This is a genomic window from Streptomyces tropicalis (genome assembly GCF_029269835.1).
GTDB classification, from domain to species: domain Bacteria; phylum Actinomycetota; class Actinomycetes; order Streptomycetales; family Streptomycetaceae; genus Streptomyces; species Streptomyces tropicalis.
Genome location: NZ_JARJBB010000001.1, coordinates 114759 through 130708, shown reverse-complemented (window position 1 = coordinate 130708; position 15950 = coordinate 114759). Strand labels below are relative to the sequence as shown.

15 protein-coding genes are annotated in these 15950 nt (G+C 74.0%); 11 read left to right on the top strand and 4 right to left on the bottom strand.

Annotated features, from left to right (window positions below; all coding sequences use genetic code 11):
- Window positions 1-85: 85 nt before the first annotated feature.
- A complete protein-coding gene (locus tag P3H78_RS00580; protein ID WP_276106698.1) occupies window positions 86-1882 on the bottom strand; it encodes an AMP-dependent synthetase/ligase in 1797 nt (598 codons plus the stop codon).
- A 317-nt stretch (window positions 1883-2199) separates the two neighbouring features.
- On the opposite strand from P3H78_RS00580, the gene P3H78_RS00575 reads away from it, so the two are divergent.
- From P3H78_RS00575 to P3H78_RS00550, 6 genes are all read left to right on the top strand, one after another.
- A complete protein-coding gene (locus P3H78_RS00575; protein WP_276106697.1) occupies window positions 2200-2997 on the top strand; it encodes a metallophosphoesterase family protein in 798 nt (265 codons plus the stop codon).
- A gap of 152 nt (window positions 2998-3149) precedes the next feature.
- Window positions 3150-3593 (top strand): SRPBCC family protein, encoded by a 444-nt coding sequence (locus P3H78_RS00570; protein WP_276106696.1) that lies wholly within the window; start codon window positions 3150-3152, stop codon window positions 3591-3593.
- A gap of 121 nt (window positions 3594-3714) precedes the next feature.
- Window positions 3715-4884: an ArsA family ATPase gene (locus P3H78_RS00565; protein WP_276106695.1), complete on the top strand. Its 1170-nt coding sequence runs from the start codon at window positions 3715-3717 to the stop codon at window positions 4882-4884.
- A 57-nt stretch (window positions 4885-4941) separates the two neighbouring features.
- Window positions 4942-5469: a DUF5304 family protein gene (locus tag P3H78_RS00560; RefSeq protein ID WP_276106694.1), complete on the top strand. Its 528-nt coding sequence runs from the start codon at window positions 4942-4944 to the stop codon at window positions 5467-5469.
- A gap of 99 nt (window positions 5470-5568) precedes the next feature.
- The gene (locus P3H78_RS00555; protein ID WP_276106693.1) at window positions 5569-6522 is read left to right on the top strand and encodes an ROK family glucokinase; all 954 of its coding nucleotides are present in this window, start codon (window positions 5569-5571) and stop codon (window positions 6520-6522) included.
- A 118-nt stretch (window positions 6523-6640) separates the two neighbouring features.
- Window positions 6641-7399, top strand: a complete 759-nt coding sequence (locus P3H78_RS00550) for an endonuclease/exonuclease/phosphatase family protein (protein WP_276106692.1) — start codon at window positions 6641-6643, stop codon at window positions 7397-7399.
- Window positions 7400-7529: 130 nt separating this feature from the next.
- On the opposite strand, the gene P3H78_RS00545 is transcribed toward P3H78_RS00550, so the two are convergent.
- Together P3H78_RS00545 and P3H78_RS00540 are read right to left on the bottom strand one after the other, a co-directional pair.
- The gene (locus P3H78_RS00545; RefSeq protein WP_276106691.1) at window positions 7530-8090 is read right to left on the bottom strand and encodes a hypothetical protein; all 561 of its coding nucleotides are present in this window, start codon (window positions 8088-8090) and stop codon (window positions 7530-7532) included.
- Window positions 8083-8862, bottom strand: coding sequence for an alpha/beta hydrolase (locus P3H78_RS00540; protein WP_276106690.1), 780 nt, complete (start codon window positions 8860-8862; stop codon window positions 8083-8085). Before P3H78_RS00540 ends, P3H78_RS00545 begins: the two co-directional genes overlap by 8 nt.
- 180 nt (window positions 8863-9042) lie before the next feature.
- Here P3H78_RS00540 and P3H78_RS00535 point away from each other — a divergent pair, with 180 nt between their 5' ends.
- From P3H78_RS00535 to P3H78_RS00515, 5 genes are all read left to right on the top strand, one after another.
- Window positions 9043-9813, top strand: a complete 771-nt coding sequence (locus P3H78_RS00535) for a lysophospholipid acyltransferase family protein (RefSeq protein WP_276107307.1) — start codon at window positions 9043-9045, stop codon at window positions 9811-9813.
- A 45-nt stretch (window positions 9814-9858) separates the two neighbouring features.
- On the top strand, window positions 9859-11082 hold the full coding sequence (gene macS / locus P3H78_RS00530; RefSeq protein WP_276106689.1) for a MacS family sensor histidine kinase: 1224 nt from the start codon (window positions 9859-9861) through the stop codon (window positions 11080-11082).
- A gap of 92 nt (window positions 11083-11174) precedes the next feature.
- Window positions 11175-11822 carry a response regulator gene (locus tag P3H78_RS00525; protein ID WP_276107306.1) on the top strand — a complete coding sequence of 216 codons (648 nt, stop codon included), beginning with the start codon at window positions 11175-11177 and terminating at the stop codon, window positions 11820-11822.
- A 164-nt stretch (window positions 11823-11986) separates the two neighbouring features.
- Entirely contained in the window at window positions 11987-13015 is a 1029-nt protein-coding gene (locus P3H78_RS00520; protein ID WP_276106688.1) for a 6-phosphofructokinase, read from the top strand.
- 71 nt (window positions 13016-13086) lie between these two features.
- Window positions 13087-14082, top strand: a complete 996-nt coding sequence (locus P3H78_RS00515; RefSeq protein WP_276106687.1) for a 2-hydroxyacid dehydrogenase — start codon at window positions 13087-13089, stop codon at window positions 14080-14082.
- Here the strand turns inward: P3H78_RS00515 and P3H78_RS00510 are convergent.
- Window positions 14034-15914: an anthranilate synthase family protein gene (locus tag P3H78_RS00510; protein WP_276106686.1), complete on the bottom strand. Its 1881-nt coding sequence runs from the start codon at window positions 15912-15914 to the stop codon at window positions 14034-14036. The genes P3H78_RS00515 and P3H78_RS00510 overlap by 49 nt on opposite strands.
- Between the last annotated feature and the right edge of the window lie 36 nt (window positions 15915-15950).

The following is a 15950-nucleotide window of genomic DNA, read 5'->3' as shown; positions in this document are numbered from 1 at the left end:
GGTGCGCCGTCCGGGCCGGGCCCGCACGTACGACGGCGCGGTGCCCCCGCCGGGGACACCGCGCCGTGAGCCGTACCGCGGGCGGCTACTTGGCGTAGATCGCCTCGATCTCGTCCGCGTAGTCCTTCGCGACCACGTTGCGCTTCAGCTTCAGCGACGGCGTCAGGTGCCCCGACTCCTCCGTGAACTGGGACGGCAGGATGCGGAACTTGCGCACCGACTCCGCCTTGGACACCGCGGCGTTGCCGTCGTCGATCGCGTCCTGGATCGCTGCGAACAGGTCCGGGTCCTGGCCCAGCGACGTCACCGTGGAGCCCGCCGGCTTGCCGTGGTCCGCGCACCAGTGGGCGAGGAACTCCTCGTCCACGGTGACCAGCGCGCCCACGAACGGCCGCCCGTCGCCCACCACCATGCACTCCGCGACCAGCGCGTGCGCGCGGATGCGGTCCTCGATCACGGCCGGAGCGACGTTCTTGCCGCCCGCGGTCACGATGATCTCCTTCTTGCGGCCGGTGATCCGGAGGTAGCCGTCCTCGTCGAGGGTGCCGATGTCCCCGGTGTGGAACCAGCCGTCGGCCAGCGCCTCCGCGGTCGCGCCCGGGTTGTTCCAGTACTCCTTGAACAGGTGCTCGCCGTGCAGCAGCACCTCCCCGTCGTCCGCGATGCGGACCACCGAGCCGGGCAGCGGCTGGCCGACCGTGCCGATCTTCTGCCGGTCCCACGGGTTGAACGCGGTCGCGGCGCAGGACTCGGTGAGGCCGTAGCCCTCCAGCACGGTGAAGCCGATGCCGCGGAAGAAGTGGCCGAGCCGCTCGCCGAGCGGGGCGCCGCCGGAGATGGCGTACTCGCCCCGGCCGCCGAGGACCGCGCGCAGCTTGCTGTAGACCAGCTTGTCGAAGGTCTTGTGCTTGATCCGCAGGCCCAGGGACGGGCCCGACGGGGTGCCCAGCGCCTTGCTGTAGGCGATGGCGGTGTCCGCGGCCTTGTCGAAGATGCGGCCCTTGCCCTCGGCCTGGGCCTTGGCGCGCGCCGAGTTGTAGACCTTCTCGAAGACGCGCGGGACGCCCAGCACCAGCGTCGGCCGGAAAGCGGCCAGTTCGTCCGTGAGGTTCTTGATGTCCGGGACGCAGCCCAGCTTGATCGGTGCCATCATCGGCGCGATCTGCACCAGCCGGCCGAAGACGTGCGCCAGCGGCAGGAAGAGCAGCACCGAGCACTCGCCGGTGCGGAACAGCGGGCGCAGCCGCTCGACGATGTTGCCGCACTCGGCGAAGAAGCTGCGGTGGGTGAGCACACAGCCCTTGGGGCGGCCGGTGGTGCCCGAGGTGTAGACGATGGTGGCCGGGTCGTCGGCCTTCGCCAGCGAGCTGCGCTCCTCCACGGTGGCGTCGCTGATGTCCTGCCCGGCGCGGGCCAGTTCCTCGATGCCGCCGGCCTCGATCTGCCAGAGGTGCTTCAGTGCGGGCAGCGCCTCGCGCACCGACTCGACCGTGGCCGTGTGGGCGTCGAGCTCCACGACGCAGGCGGTGGCGCCGGAGTCGCTGAGGATCCACTGCACCTGCTCCGGGGAGCTGGTCTCGTACACCGGCACGGTGACCGCGCCCGCGCACCAGATGGCGAAGTCCATCAGCGTCCACTCGTACCGGGTGCGGGACATGAGGCCCACCCGGTCGCCGGGCTGGACGCCGGAGCCGATGAGGCCCTTGGCTGCCGCGTGCACCTCGGCCAGGAAGGTCCTGGCCGTCACGTCCTGCCAGGCGCCGTCCGCCTTGCGCGCGATGACGGCGACGTCGGGGTGCTGCGCGGCGTTTCTGCGGACGATGTCGGTGAGGTTCCCGTCCGCAGGGACCTCGTACAAAGCCGGAAGGCTGAACTCGCGCAAGACTGCTGCTCCTCATAGGGCGCCGGCGCCACGACGTTGTGTGATGCGACGGTCCGGTCCAAGGCTCGGTCGGATGCCCGGGGCCCGGCCACGGAACCACGGGGGTTCGGTGGTTGAAACCCAGAGCACGACTGGACGGGCCGGACGTTACCCGCCGGTATGGCTTCTTCGACAGGGGGTCCCGGCGAGATGTTCGCTGCGTCACACGGACTGATGTTCCTTCGCGCACAGTAGTCGACGCCTGAACTGACTAGCCAGTAACCGCGGTCCCGGGCGTCACTGTTCACGTATGCCGCACAGGCCTACCCTTGATCGTCATGGCTTCCCCATCACTCCGCACCGGCAGCACGCGCATCCACGTGGTCAGCGACGTGCACGGCAACGTCCGTGACCTCGCCCGGGCCGGCGAGGGCGCCGACGCGCTGGTCTGCCTCGGAGACCTCATCCTCTTCCTCGACTACGCCGACCACTCGCGCGGGATCTTCCCCGACCTGTTCGGCGTCGAGAACGCCCGCCGCATCGTGGAGCTGCGCACCGCCCGCCGCTTCGCCGAGGCCCGGGAGCTGGGCGCCCGGCTGTGGGCCGGCGTCGAGGAGGACCGGGCGGCCGTCATGGAGCGGGCCGTGCGCAGGCAGTACGCCGAGCTGTTCGCCGCCTTCCCGACCCCCACGTACGCCACCTACGGCAACGTCGACATGCCGCCGCTGTGGGGGGAGTACGCCGGCCCCGGCACCAGCGTGCTGGACGGCGAGCGGGTGGAGATCGGCGGCCGCGTCTTCGGCTTCGTCGGCGGCGGACTGCGCACACCGATGCGGACGCCCTACGAGATCGGCGACGAGGAGTACGCGGCGAAGATCGAGGCCGTCGGCGAGGTCGACGTCCTGTGCACGCACATCCCGCCGGAGGTCCCCGAACTCGTCTACGACACCGTGGCCCGCCGCTTCGAACGCGGCAGCCGCGCCCTGCTGGACGCGATCCGCCGCACCCGGCCCCGGTACGCGCTCTTCGGCCACGTCCACCAGCCGCTGGCGCGGCGCATGCGGATCGGGGGCACCGAGTGCGTCAATGTGGGGCACTTCGCCGGGACCGGACGGCCCTTCGTCCTCCAGTGGTGAGGACCGGGCCGGTGCGCGCGGGTGCGGGTGGAGTCGCCCGGTCGGCCGCGCGGTAGCCTTCACGCTGCACACCCGTGCGCACGACCCCTTCCCGCCTCCGTACACGGACGGGAAGGCCCCCGACACGGCCCGCACCTGGAGGAGCCACGGCGATGGCGGAACACACCAGCTCGAGCATCACGATCGAGGCGGCCCCGGCCGACGTCATGGCGGTGATCGCCGACTTCGCCCGCTACCCGGACTGGACCGGCGAGGTGAAGGAGGCCGAGGTCCTGGCGGCCGACGACCGGGGCCGCGCCGAGCAGGTCCGTCTCGTCATGGACGCCGGCGCCATCAAGGACGACCAGGTCCTCGCCTACACCTGGACCGGTGACGACGAGGTCTCCTGGACCCTGGTCAAGTCGCAGATGCTGCGCTCCCTGGACGGCTCCTACCTCCTGGCCCCGGCCGGCTCCGGCGCCACCGAGGTGACCTACCGGCTCACCGTCGACGTCAAGATCCCCATGCTCGGCATGATCAAGCGCAAGGCCGAGAAGGTCATCATCGACCGCGCGCTGGCCGGCCTGAAGAAGCGCGTGGAGTCCGGCGAGGCGTAAGCCCCGCCCGGACCGGACGTCCCCGCCGCCGGGCTCCCGTCCCGTGCCCGCCCCCTCCGTTACGACGCGAGCCGGGCGACAGCACCCCCGGGAGCGCGGTGCGCGGGTAGCGTTCACCCCCATGCGCACCCTCCTGATCACGGGACCGGGCGGCAGCGGCCGCACCACCGTCGCCGCCGCCACCGCCCTCACCGCCGCCCGGGACGGCGTACCCACGCTCGTCCTCGGCGCCGACCGCACGGACACCCTCGGCGCCGTGCTCGGGGTGCCGACGGGTGCGCACCCCGTGCCCGTCGAGGAGAACCTCACCGCCTGGCGCCCCGACGCGGCGGCGGGGTTCCGCGACGACCTCACCGCCTTCCAGACCCGCGCGGCGGGCGTACTGGACCTGCTCGGGGCCTCCCGCCTCGACGCCGAGGAGCTCACCCCGCTGCCCGGCGCGGAGGAGCTGGCGCTGCTGCGCGCGCTGCGGGACGCGGCCCTCTCGGACCGCTTCGGGCTGCTCGTCGTCGACCTCCCGCCCGCCCCCCAGGCCCTCTCCCTGCTCTCCCTGCCCGAGGAGCTGCGCCGCTACCTGCGCCGGCTGCTGCCGCCCGAGCGGCAGGCGGCACGGGCCCTGCGCCCGGTCCTCGGCCGCCTGGCCGGTGTCCCGATGCCCGCCGAGTGGCTGTACGAGACGGCCGCGCGCTGGGACGTCGAACTCGCCGCCGTCGAGGCGGTGCTCGCCGACCGCGGTACCGCCGTCCGCCTGGTCGCCGAGCCCGGACCGGCCGGCGCCGAAGCCGTGCGCACCGCCGCCCTCGGCCTCGCGCTGCGCGGACTCGGCACCGAGTCGCTGGTGGCCGGCCGGGTGCTGCCCGAGGCCCCGGCGGACTCCTGGCTCGCCGGACCGGTCGCCCAGCAGCGCAAGGCCCTCGACGAGTGGCGGGAGTCCTACGTCGTGCACCCGGCCGGCCACCTCGGACGCGACCCGCGCGGCACCGACGACCTCGCCGCCCTCGCCCTGCCCGGCGTCAATCCGGCGCCCGTCCCGGTCGAGTGGCCCGTCGCCGACCGGCTCGCCGAGGACGGCGTGCTGGAGTGGCGCATCCCGCTGCCCGGCGCCCGGCGGGACGAGCTGGACCTCATCCGCCGCGGCGACGAACTCGTCGTCTCCGCAGGACAGTTCCGCCGGATCGTGGCCCTGCCCTCCGCGCTGCGCCGGTGCACCGTGGACGGGGCAGCCCTGCGCGAGGACGAGCTGCGCGTCCGCTTCGCCCCGGACCCCCGGCTGTGGCCCCGCACGACGTGAACCGCGTACGCCCGTTCGGGTAACGTCGTAGGGACGAACCGTAGTCAGGAGTCCGTCATGAGCGAAGACCCACCCACGCCCGACGCCGCTCCGCAGGACGCGGCCGGCGGCGGGGCCCGCGCCGCGGCCGACGCCGACGCATGGGCCACCGCCTGCGCCGAGGACCTCGCCGCCGAGAAGGCCCGCCGCCGCGAGCGGCACGGCCCGCCATCGGGATCGGCCGCCGAGGAGCTGCGCAGGTTCGTCGGCACCGTCGCCGACCGGCTGTCCGGGTGGGAGTCCCCGCTGCTCGGCGCGGTCGCCGGGCCGGCCGCCCAGCAGGTGGTCCGGCAGGTGGTGGAGCAGGCCAGGGCGGCCGTCGAGCCCGTCGTGGAGCGCAACCCGGACGTCTTCGACCACCTCGCGGCCGCCGGCGGCGAGCTGCTCGCCGCGTACCGCTCGGCCGTCCAGGCCCAGGAGCGCCGCTGGACCGGCCGCTCCGACGCCCCGGAGGACGGCCCCGGGGCCGCACCGGGCGGCCCGGGCGGACCCGGCGGCCCGGACCGGGGTCCCGACGGCCCCGGCGAGCGCATCGACCTCGACTGACCGGGCATCCGACCGGGCGCCGGGCGGACGCGGAAGTCCCACAGGCAGGGGCTCGGGTACGGTTGGCCGTAGCGGGGCTCGACCGGAACTGAGGGATTCATGGGACTCACCATCGGCGTCGACATCGGCGGCACGAAGATCGCGGCCGGCGTGGTCGACGAGGACGGCAACATCCTCTCGACCTTCAAGGTGCCGACCCCCACCACGCCCGAGGCCATCGTGGACGCCATCGCCTCGGCCGTGGAGGGCGCGCGCGCCGGGCACGACATCGTCGGCGTCGGCATCGGAGCGGCCGGCTATGTGAACCGGCAGCGCTCCACGGTCTACTTCGCGCCCAACATCGACTGGCGCCAGGAGCCGCTGAAGGAGAAGGTCGAGGCCCGCGTCGGCCTCCCGGTCGTCGTGGAGAACGACGCGAACGCCGCCGCCTGGGGCGAGTACCGCTTCGGCGCGGGCAAGGGCCACCGCAACGTCATCTGCATCACGCTCGGCACCGGCCTCGGCGGCGGCATCATCATCGGCAACAAGCTGCGCCGCGGGCACTTCGGCGTGGCCGCCGAGTTCGGGCACATCCGGATGGTCCCGGACGGCCTGCTCTGCGGCTGCGGCAGCCAGGGCTGCTGGGAGCAGTACGCCTCGGGCCGCGCCCTGGTGCGCTACGCCAAGCAGCGTGCCAACGCCACCCCGGAGAACGCCGAGCTGCTGCTGTCGCTGGGCGACGGCTCCCCGGACGGCATCGAGGGCAAGCACATCTCCATGGCGGCGCGCCAGGGCGACCCGGTGGCCAAGGACTCCTACCGCGAGCTGGCCCGCTGGGCCGGAGCGGGCCTGGCAGACCTGGCCTCCCTCTTCGACCCGTCCGCCTTCATCGTCGGCGGCGGCCTCTCGGACGAGGGCGAGCTGGTCCTGGACCCGATCCGCAAGTCGTACAAGCGCTGGCTGGTCGGCGGCAACTGGCGCCCGGTCGCCGACGTGATCGCCGCCCAGCTCGGCAACAAGGCCGGCCTGGTGGGCGCGGCCGACCTGGCCCGGGAGCCGGACCCGGTCATGTGACACCGCCCGTACCCGCACAGCGCCCGCCGCGTCCCCCGGACCGGCGGGCGCCGTGCGTGGACGCGACCCGGCGCCCGCCTCACCGCCCGGCCGGGCCGCGCGGCGTATCTTGACCGGCATGGCCACCCCGACCCCGCTGCTGCCCAACTCCCGCACCGAGGCCGACGGTTCCGTCGTCCTGCGCGTCCTCAGCTACAACATCCGCTCGATGCGCGACGACACCGGGGCCCTGGCCCGGGTGATCGGCGCCTGCGCCCCGGACCTGGTGCTCGTCCAGGAGGCCCCGCGGTTCTTCCGGTGGCGCAAGAAGCTGGCCCGCCTGGCGGCCGACACCGACCTGGTGGTCCTCTCCGGCGGGGCCACGGCCGCCGGTCCGGCACTGCTGTGCGGGCTGCGCGCCACCGTCGAGCGGACGGAGGACGTGCTGCTGCCGCTCACCCCGGGCCGCCACCGGCGCGGCTTCGCCACCGCGGTGGTCCGCTTCGGCGGGGTCCGGCTCGGTGTCCTGAGCGCCCACCTCTCGCTGGACGGGGACGAGCGCTACGAGCAGGGCGGGATGATGCTGGACCGGTTGGCCGGGATGGGCGTGGACCACGCGATCGCGGGCGGCGACCTGAACGAGCGGCCGGACGGGGCGACCTTCCGCCGGCTCGCGGCCGGCCTCCAGGACGGGTGGGCCACCGCGCCCTGGGGCGGCGAGCACACCTGGACCCGGTCCGGCCCCCGCCGGCGCATCGACGCGGTCTTCGCCACCCGGGGCGTCGAGATCCTCGGCTGCGGGGTGCCGCAGGGACTCCCGGGCGTCCGCGAGGAGGACCTGCACACCGCCACCGACCACCTCCCGGTCCTGGCCGCGATCCGCATCCCGGCCACCTGAACACCGCGGGACCCCCGTCCGGCGGAGCCGGGCCGTGCGGGACGGCCGGGCGGCCGCCCGCCGCGGCCGGTGCCGGGCGCGGGCCGGGCGGGTCGGGCAGCACCGGGCAGGTCGCGTCGGGGCGGCGGGGTCAGACCACCGCGCCGCGGCCCGGGTTGTCGTCGTCCTCGTCGTCCGGCTTCATCCGCATCACCAGCGTCGCGAAGCCGCCCAGGAAGCCGCCGATGCCGAGGGTGGTGAGCCACCACGTCATGTCCCAGCGGAGCAGCACCGCCAGCAGCAGCAGGACGGGACCGCCGATCACCGCCAGCCAGGCGAACTTCGCGGTGACGTCGGCGGTGGGCAGCGGCGGCGGCTCCGGCGGGACGAAATGCCCCTCGTCGTCCTCGTCGAAGTCGTCCTCGGACGGGTCGGGCGCCGTGTGGTCGCGCGGGCCGACGCCGGGCGCGAAGGAGACGGAGTGGCCGACCGGGCCGGCCGGTGCCGCCGGGCGGGACGCGCCGGGCTCGTCGTCGGCCGTGAAGGGCGGCAGCGCCAGGTCCTCGATCCGCTTGAAGGGCTTCGCGCCCGGCGGGTCCGCCGGCTCGTCGCCGTATCCGGCGACGATCGCGGCCCAGGCGGCCTCCTCGTCGAGGGGACGCCCCTTCTCGTCCGGCTCGCGGCCCTCGCGGTCGGAGTCGTGCTCAGCCACCGGACGTCGTCCCTTCCTTGCCGACACTGGGAGCGAGCCGGCCGATGAAGGCGAAGCTCTCCTCGAAGACCCGGTCCGCGTCGTGGTCCAACGTCGCCACGTGGTAGCTGTGTTCCAGCAGGACCTCGGTCACGTCCGTGGAGGAGACCCGGCCGAGGACACGGGCCGAGTCGGCCGGCGGCACCACATGGTCCTGCGGGCTGCGCAGGAGCAGCAGCGGCTGGGTGACCTGCGGAAGGTCGCCGTCGACCAGCCGGAAGAGGTGCCGCAGCGAGTGCGCGGCGTGCAGCGGCACCCGGTCGTACCCCAGCTCGGCGCCCTCCGGACGGGCGATGTCGCTGGCGATGCCCTTCGTGGTGCGGACGAGGTGGCGGGCGACGGGCAGGGCGTACGCGGACAGGCCGTGCACCTTGACGGCGGGGTTGACGACCACGACGCCGTCGACCGCGTCCCCGTGCCGGGCGGCCAGCCGCAGCGCCAGCGCGCCGCCCATGGACAGCCCGGCCACGAACACCCGCGGGCACCGCTCGCGCAGGGCGCCCAGCGCGCGGTCGACCTCGGCGTACCAGTCCTGCCAGCCGGTGAGCTGCAGGTCCTCCCAGCGGGTGCCGTGGCCGGGCAGCAGCGGCAGGGAGACGGTCAGGCCGCGGTCGGCCAGGTACTGCGCCCAGGGGCGCAGCGACTGGGGGGAACCGGTGAATCCGTGGCAGAGGAGCACACCGACCTCCCCGCCCTCGTGGCGGAACGGCTCGGCTCCGGGGAGGACCGGCACGACGGTCTCCTGTTCGTGGAGTGGACGGGGCGCCGCTCGACCGCTGGCACGTCGTCGAGTGCGGTACTTCACCGTACGCGACCGCACTGACACCGACCAGGGCCGTCGGCCCGTTCGACGGCGGTTGGGGTTATGGTCTGATCGACAGACACAGGAGGCACTCGGTTGTTGTACGGCACGATGAAGGTCGCCATCGGGGGACCGCTGAAGGTCGCCTTCAGACCCTGGGTGGAGGGACTGGAGAACATTCCGGCCGAGGGTCCGGCGATTCTGGCCAGTAATCACCTCTCGTTCTCGGACTCGTTCTTCCTGCCCACGATGCTCGACCGCAAGGTCACCTTCATCGCGAAGGCCGAGTACTTCACCACGCCCGGTGTGAAGGGCAGGCTCACCGCCGCGTTCTTCAAGGGCGTCGGCCAGCTCCCGGTGGACCGCTCCGGCGCGCGCGGCGCGGGCGAGGCCGCCGTCAGGAGCGGCATCGAGGTGCTGGAGCGCGGCGAGCTCTTCGGCATCTACCCGGAGGGCACCCGCTCCCCGGACGGCCGCCTGTACCGCGGCAAGCCGGGCGGCCTGGCGCGGGTGGCGCTGGCCACCGGCGCGCCCGTCATCCCCGTCGCCATGATCGACACGGAGAAGATCCAGCCGCCCGGGAAGGTCGTCCCGAAGCTGATGCGCCCGGGCATCCGCATCGGCAAGCCGCTGGACTTCCGCCGCTACCAGGGCATGGAGCACGACCGCTTCGTCCTCCGCGCGCTGACCGACGAGGTCATGTACGAGATCATGAAGCTCTCCGGCCAGGAGTACGTCGACGTCTACGCGACCGTCGCCAAGCGGCAGATCGCGGAGGCGGCGAAGGCCGACAAGGAGGCCGAGAAGTCGGCCCGCGCCGCGCTCGCGCAGGCCGAGAAGGAGCAGGCCGAGAAGGAGAAGGACGCCGCGAGGGACGTGTAGCGGCGCGGGCGGGACCGTCCGCCGGGGGAGGCACGAGGGGGGCACGTGGCGCGGCGCGAGCGGGTCATGAGGATGTCGGTCGAGCAGCCGCTGTGGCGTGCCCTGACCGCCTACCGGGTGCTGACCCTGCTCTACGCGGTCGGCCTCTTCGCCGCCGCCTACGGCCGCTTCGCCCGTCCCTCCGTGGCCGTGGCCTACTTCGGCGTGCTGACCGTCTGGACGTTCGCCACCCTGCCGAGGGTGGCGAACGCGGTGAGCTGCACCCGGCGCTTCCTCGCGGCCGACCTCGCCCTCGCCGCCGGGGGCATCCTCCTCACCTCCGTCGCCGACGCGCCGGCCCGGGTGGCGTCGGGCGGCCCGACGCTGCCGTCGATCTGGACCGCCGGCTCCGTCCTGGCCTTCGCCCTGAAGGGCGGCTGGCGCTGGGCCGCCGCCGCCTCCACCGCGATCGCGGCCGCCGACCTGGCCGAGCGCGGCACCCCGGCCCGCGACACGGTGCACAACGTGGTCCTGGTCTGGGTCGCGTCCATCGCCATCGGCTACGTCGTCGAGGTCGCCCGCGCCTCCGAGCGCACCCTCGCCCGCGCCCTGGAGATCGAGGCGGCCACCCGCGAGCGGGAGCGGCTCGCCCGGGACATCCACGACGGCGTCCTGCAGGTCCTGGCCATGGTCCAGCGGCGCGGGGCGGTCCTCGGGGGCGAGGCGGCGGAGCTGGGCCGGCTCGCGGGCGAGCAGGAGGCGGCCCTGCGCACCCTGGTCCTGGGGGGGCTCGTGCCGGTGTCGCGGGTGTCGGAGGACGCCGCCGAGGGGGCGGTGGTCCGGCTGGTGGAGGAGGACCCCGACGACGGCCCGCTCGACCTGCGCTCCCTGCTCGCCCCGTACACCGGCTCGCGGGTCGCCCTCGCGGAGCCGGGCGCCCCGGTGCCGCTGGCGCCGCACGCCGCCCGGGAGGTCGCCGCGGCCGTCGGCGCCGCCCTGGACAACGTGCGGGCGCACGCGGGGGAGGACGCCCGGGCCTGGATCCTGGTGGAGGACGAGCCCGGCACGGTCGTCGTGACGGTCCGGGACGACGGCCCCGGCATCCCGCCGGGGCGGCTGGCCCAGGCGGAGGGCGAGGGCCGGCTGGGCGTGGCCCAGTCCATCCGGGGCCGGCTGCGCGACCTCGGTGGCACGGCCGACCTGGTCTCGGTGCCGGGCCAGGGCACGGAGGTCGAACTGACGGTACCGAGAAGCACGGGCACGGCACGGGGGAAGGCGGAACGGCGATGAGCGGCGAGGACACGGGCGTCGGGCAGGACACGGCGGCGGGCGGCGGTCCGGACGGGGCCGGCGCGGACGGCGGGCCGGGCCCGATCAGGGTGATGGTGGTCGACGACCACCCGATGTGGCGGGACGCCGTCGCCCGGGACCTGGCCGAGGCCGGCTTCGATGTCGTCGCCACCGCCGGCGACGGTGAGCAGGCGGTGCGCCGGGCGCGGGCGGCCGCCCCGGACGTGCTGGTCCTCGACCTCAACCTGCCGGCCAGGCCCGGCGTCCAGGTGTGCAAGGAGCTGGTCGCCGCCGACCCGGCGCTGCGGGTGCTGGTGCTGTCCGCCAGCGGCGAGCACGCCGACGTCCTGGAGGCGGTGAAGTCCGGCGCGACCGGCTACCTGCTGAAGTCGGCCTCCACCGGGGAGCTGCTGGACGCGGTGCGCCGCACGGCCGCCGGCGACGCGGTGTTCACCCCGGGCCTGGCGGGGCTGGTCCTCGGCGAGTACCGCCGCCTCGCCGCGGAGCCGGCGCCGGCGGGGGGCGCCGTCGAGCCGAGGGCGCCCCGGCTCACCGACCGCGAGACGGAGGTGCTGCGCCTGGTGGCCAAGGGCCTGAGCTACAAGCAGATCGCGGAGCGCCTGGTCATCTCCCACCGCACGGTGCAGAACCACGTCCAGAACACCCTGGGCAAGCTCCAGCTGCACAACCGCGTGGAGCTGGTGCGGTACGCCATCGAACGCGGACTCGACGAGGAGTGACGGCGCGTCAATGCGCACGCACGGCGAGGTAGCTCGTCCGAGTGGTTTTGCTGTGATCAACTACCGGACATTTCACCGGAATTGACCGTCCCGCCCATGCCGCAGTGACCTGCGTCACCATTAGCGTGGCCCGTATCAGGCAACCGCGGCGAAGGGACATTTCCATGCGGGTCGGAGTACTGACCGGAGGCGGCGACTGCCCCGGGCTCAACGCCGTCATCCGGGGTGTCGTCCGCAAGGGCGTGCAGGAGTACGGCTACGACTTCGTCGGCTTCCGGGACGGCTGGCGCGGACCCATGGAGGGGGACACGGTCCGCCTCGACATCCCCGCGGTGCGCGGCATCCTGCCCCGCGGCGGCACCATCCTCGGCTCCTCGCGCACCAACCCCCTCAAGCAGGAGGGCGGCATCCGGCGGATCAAGGACAACCTCGCCAAGCTGGAGGTCGAGGCGCTCGTCGCGATCGGCGGCGAGGACACGCTCGGCGTGGCGGCCCGGCTGTCCGACGAGTACGGCGTGCCCTGCGTCGGTGTGCCGAAGACCATCGACAACGACCTGTCGGCCACCGACTACACCTTCGGCTTCGACACCGCCGTCGGCATCGCCACCGAGGCCATCGACCGGCTGCACACCACCGCCGAGTCCCACATGCGGGTCCTGGTCTGCGAGGTGATGGGCCGTCACGCCGGCTGGATCGCCCTGCACTCCGGACTGGCCGGCGGCGCCAACGTCATCCTCATCCCCGAGCAGCGCTTCGACCCGGACCAGGTGTGCGCCTGGATCACCTCCCGCTTCAAGGCGTCGTACGCCCCGATCGTGGTCGTCGCCGAGGGGGCCATGCCGAAGGACGGCGAGATGGTGCTCAAGGACGCGTCCCGGGACTCCTTCGGGCACGTGCGGCTGTCCGGGATCGGCGAGTGGCTCGCCAAGGAGATCGAGCGGCGCACCGGCAAGGAGGCCCGCACCACCGTCCTCGGCCACATCCAGCGCGGCGGCACGCCCAGCGCCTTCGACCGCTGGCTCGCCACCCGCTTCGGACTGCACGCCGTGGACTGCGTGCGCGACCGCGACTTCGGGAAGATGGTCGCCCTGCGCGGCACCGACGTCGTCCGGGTCCCGATCGCGGAGGCCACCGCCAGGCTGAAGACCGTCGACCCGGCGCTCTACCAGGAGGCCGGGGTCTTCTTCGGCTGACGCCGGCGTCCCGGCGCCGCGGGGTTGTGGGCCGTATTCTCGGCCCATAACCCCATCGAACGGGAGCAACCGTGGAGATCCTCGCCTTCGGTGTGCAAGCCGACGAGAAGCCGCTGATCGTGCAGGCGTTCCGGGACCACCACGCGGTCCGCTGCCTGGGCATCACCCTCGACCGGGACACCGCCCCCGTCGCGGCGGGCGCCGAGGTGGTCTCCAGCAGCGTGTACGCCGACCTCGGCCCGGACACCCTGGAGATCCTCGCGGCCGGCGGCACGCGGATGATCGCCCAGCGCTCCACCGGCTTCGGCAACGTCGACCTGCGGGTCGCCGAGGAGCTGGGCCTGACCGTGGCCCGCGTGACGTCCTACTCGCCCCACGCGGTCGCCGAGTTCGCCTGGACCCTCGCCCTCGCCGTCAACCGGCGCATCGTGCGGGCCTCGAACCGCACCCGTGACCTCGACTTCCGGCTCGACGGCCTGATGGGCCGCGACCTGCACGGCCGCACCGCCGGGGTGTTCGGCACCGGCAAGATCGGCGAGGCGTTCGCCCGGATCGCCCACGGCTTCGGCATGCGGCTGCTCGGCTGGGACGTCGCCGAGAACCCGGCCTGCATGCAGCTGGGCATGAAGTACGTGTCCCGGGACCAGCTCCTCGCCGAGTCCGACCTGGTCAGCCTGCACGTCCCGCTGATGCCGGAGACGCACGACCTCATCGACGCCGGCGCGCTGAAGACGATGAAGGACGACGCGATCCTGGTGAACTCCGGCCGCGGCGGACTGATCGACACCGCGGCCCTCGTCTCCGAGCTGCACGAGGGCCGCTTCACCGGCGTCGGCCTCGACGTCTACGAGGCGGAGGCGGGCCATTTCCCCCTCGACCCGGCGCTGCGGCCCGTGAAGGACGACGCCCTGGCCCGCCTGGTCACCTTCCCCAACGTCCTGGTCACCTCCCACCAGGCGTACTACACCGAGGACGCCGTCCGGCAGATCGTCGACACCACGGTGCGCAACGTCCTCGACTACAAGGCGGGCCGCCGCTCGGAGAACGTGCTCGTGCCGCGCAACTGACCCACCAGCTCCCGCACGATCGCCACCCCGTTCAGCGTCAGCACCGACTCCGGGTGGAACTGCACTCCGGCGAAGCCGGGGCCGCGCAGCGCGTGCACCTCCCCGTTCGCGGCGCGGGCGACCGACACGCCGTGGGCGGCGAGCTCCTCCCGGGCCGCGTCGTCGCAGCGGGCCGTGAAGCTGTTGTAGAAGCCCACCGTCTCGGCCCGGCCGAACAGGTCGATCGTCTCCTGCGCCCCCTGCTGCGGCACGTCCTTCCGGGTGATCTCCAGGCCCAGCTCGGCCGCGATCAGCTCGTGCCCGAGGCAGACGCCGAGGACGCCGTTGCGCCGCTCGCGGATCAGCCCGGCGGCCAGCGCGCGCAGCACGCGCATCCTGGGGTCGTCCGGATCGCCCGGGTCGCCGGGGCCGGGCCCGAGGACCACCGGCCCCTCGTGCGCCGCCACCGCCTCCCGCAGCCCCGGATCGTCGTAGCGGCGGACGGTGACCGCGAGTCCGGCGGACCGCAGCAGGTGCGCGAGCATCGCGGTGAAGGTGTCCTCGCCGTCCACCACCAGGGCGTGGCCGGCGGGCCCGGCCGGCTGCTCCTGCATCCGCAGCCAGAACGGCGCCAGCGAGGCCCGCCGCCCGTCCAGCGCCGCCCGCACCCGGGGGTCGTCGGCGAGCCGCGGCCGCGCCCGCTCCGCCGCCGGCCGGCCGGGCCGCACCCCCAGCGCCGCCAGGACCCCGGCCGCCTTCGCATGGGTCTCCGCCACCTCGCCCGCCGGGTCCGAGCCGCGCACCAGCGTGGCGCCCACCGGCACCCGCAGCCGTCCGGCGGCGTCGATGTCGGCGGTGCGGATGAGGATGGGGGAGTCGAGGGTCTGCGCACCCGCGCCGTCCCGGCCGAGCAGGGCGAGCGCCCCGGCGTAGTAGCCGCGGCCACCGGACTCGTGGCGCTCGATGACCCGGCAGGCGTTCTGCACCGGCGACCCGGTGACGGTCGCCGCGAACATGGTCTCCCGCAGCACCTCGCGCACGTCCAGCGAGGACCGGCCGCGAAGCTCGTACTCGGTGTGCGCCAGGTGCGCCATCTCCTTCAGGCGCGGCCCGACGACGACCCCGCCCCGGTCGCCGACCGTGCACATCATCTTGAGCTCCTCGTCGACGACCATCGACAGCTCCTCGATCTCCTTGCCGTCCGCGAGGAAGCCGAGCAGGTGCTCGGGGGTCGGCCCCCCGGAGGGGTAGCGGTAGGTGCCGCTGATCGGGTTCATGACGACGGTGCCGCCCGACATCCGGACGTGCACCTCCGGGCTCGCCCCGACGAGCGTCCGGTCCCCGGTGTGCACGACGAACGTCCAGTACGCCCCCCGCTCGCCCTCCAGCAGCCGCCGGAACAGGGCCAGGGCGTCCGCGCGGGAGTACCCCTCGATCCACCCCCGGTACGTCCGCCGGATCACGAAGTTCGCGCCCTCGCCGGTGCCGATCTCGTCGCGCAGCACCCGTCCGACGGTCTCCGCGTACTCCTCGTCGGGGACGTCGAAGCCGCCGTCCTCGACCCGCACACCGTGCGCGGGCAGCGCGGCCAGTGCCCCGGCCAGCGGGACCTCGTACCGCTCCTCGGGTGTGAGCACCGCCAGCGGGGTGCCGTCGTCGCGCACCTCGAAGCCACGCTCGCGGATCTGCCGGAACGGCAGCAGCGCGAGGCACTCGCCGGGCAGTTCGGCCAGCGTCTCGCAGGTGGTGACCGGTCCGCGCAGGACCTCCACCACGTCGTGGTCGCGGCCGGGGGTGCGGCGGCGCAGCAGGGCGAACGGGCGGTCGTCGTGAAGCAGGTGCGCCAGGTCCATCGGTTCCTCTTCCGTCGGGAGCGGGTCTCGCTGATC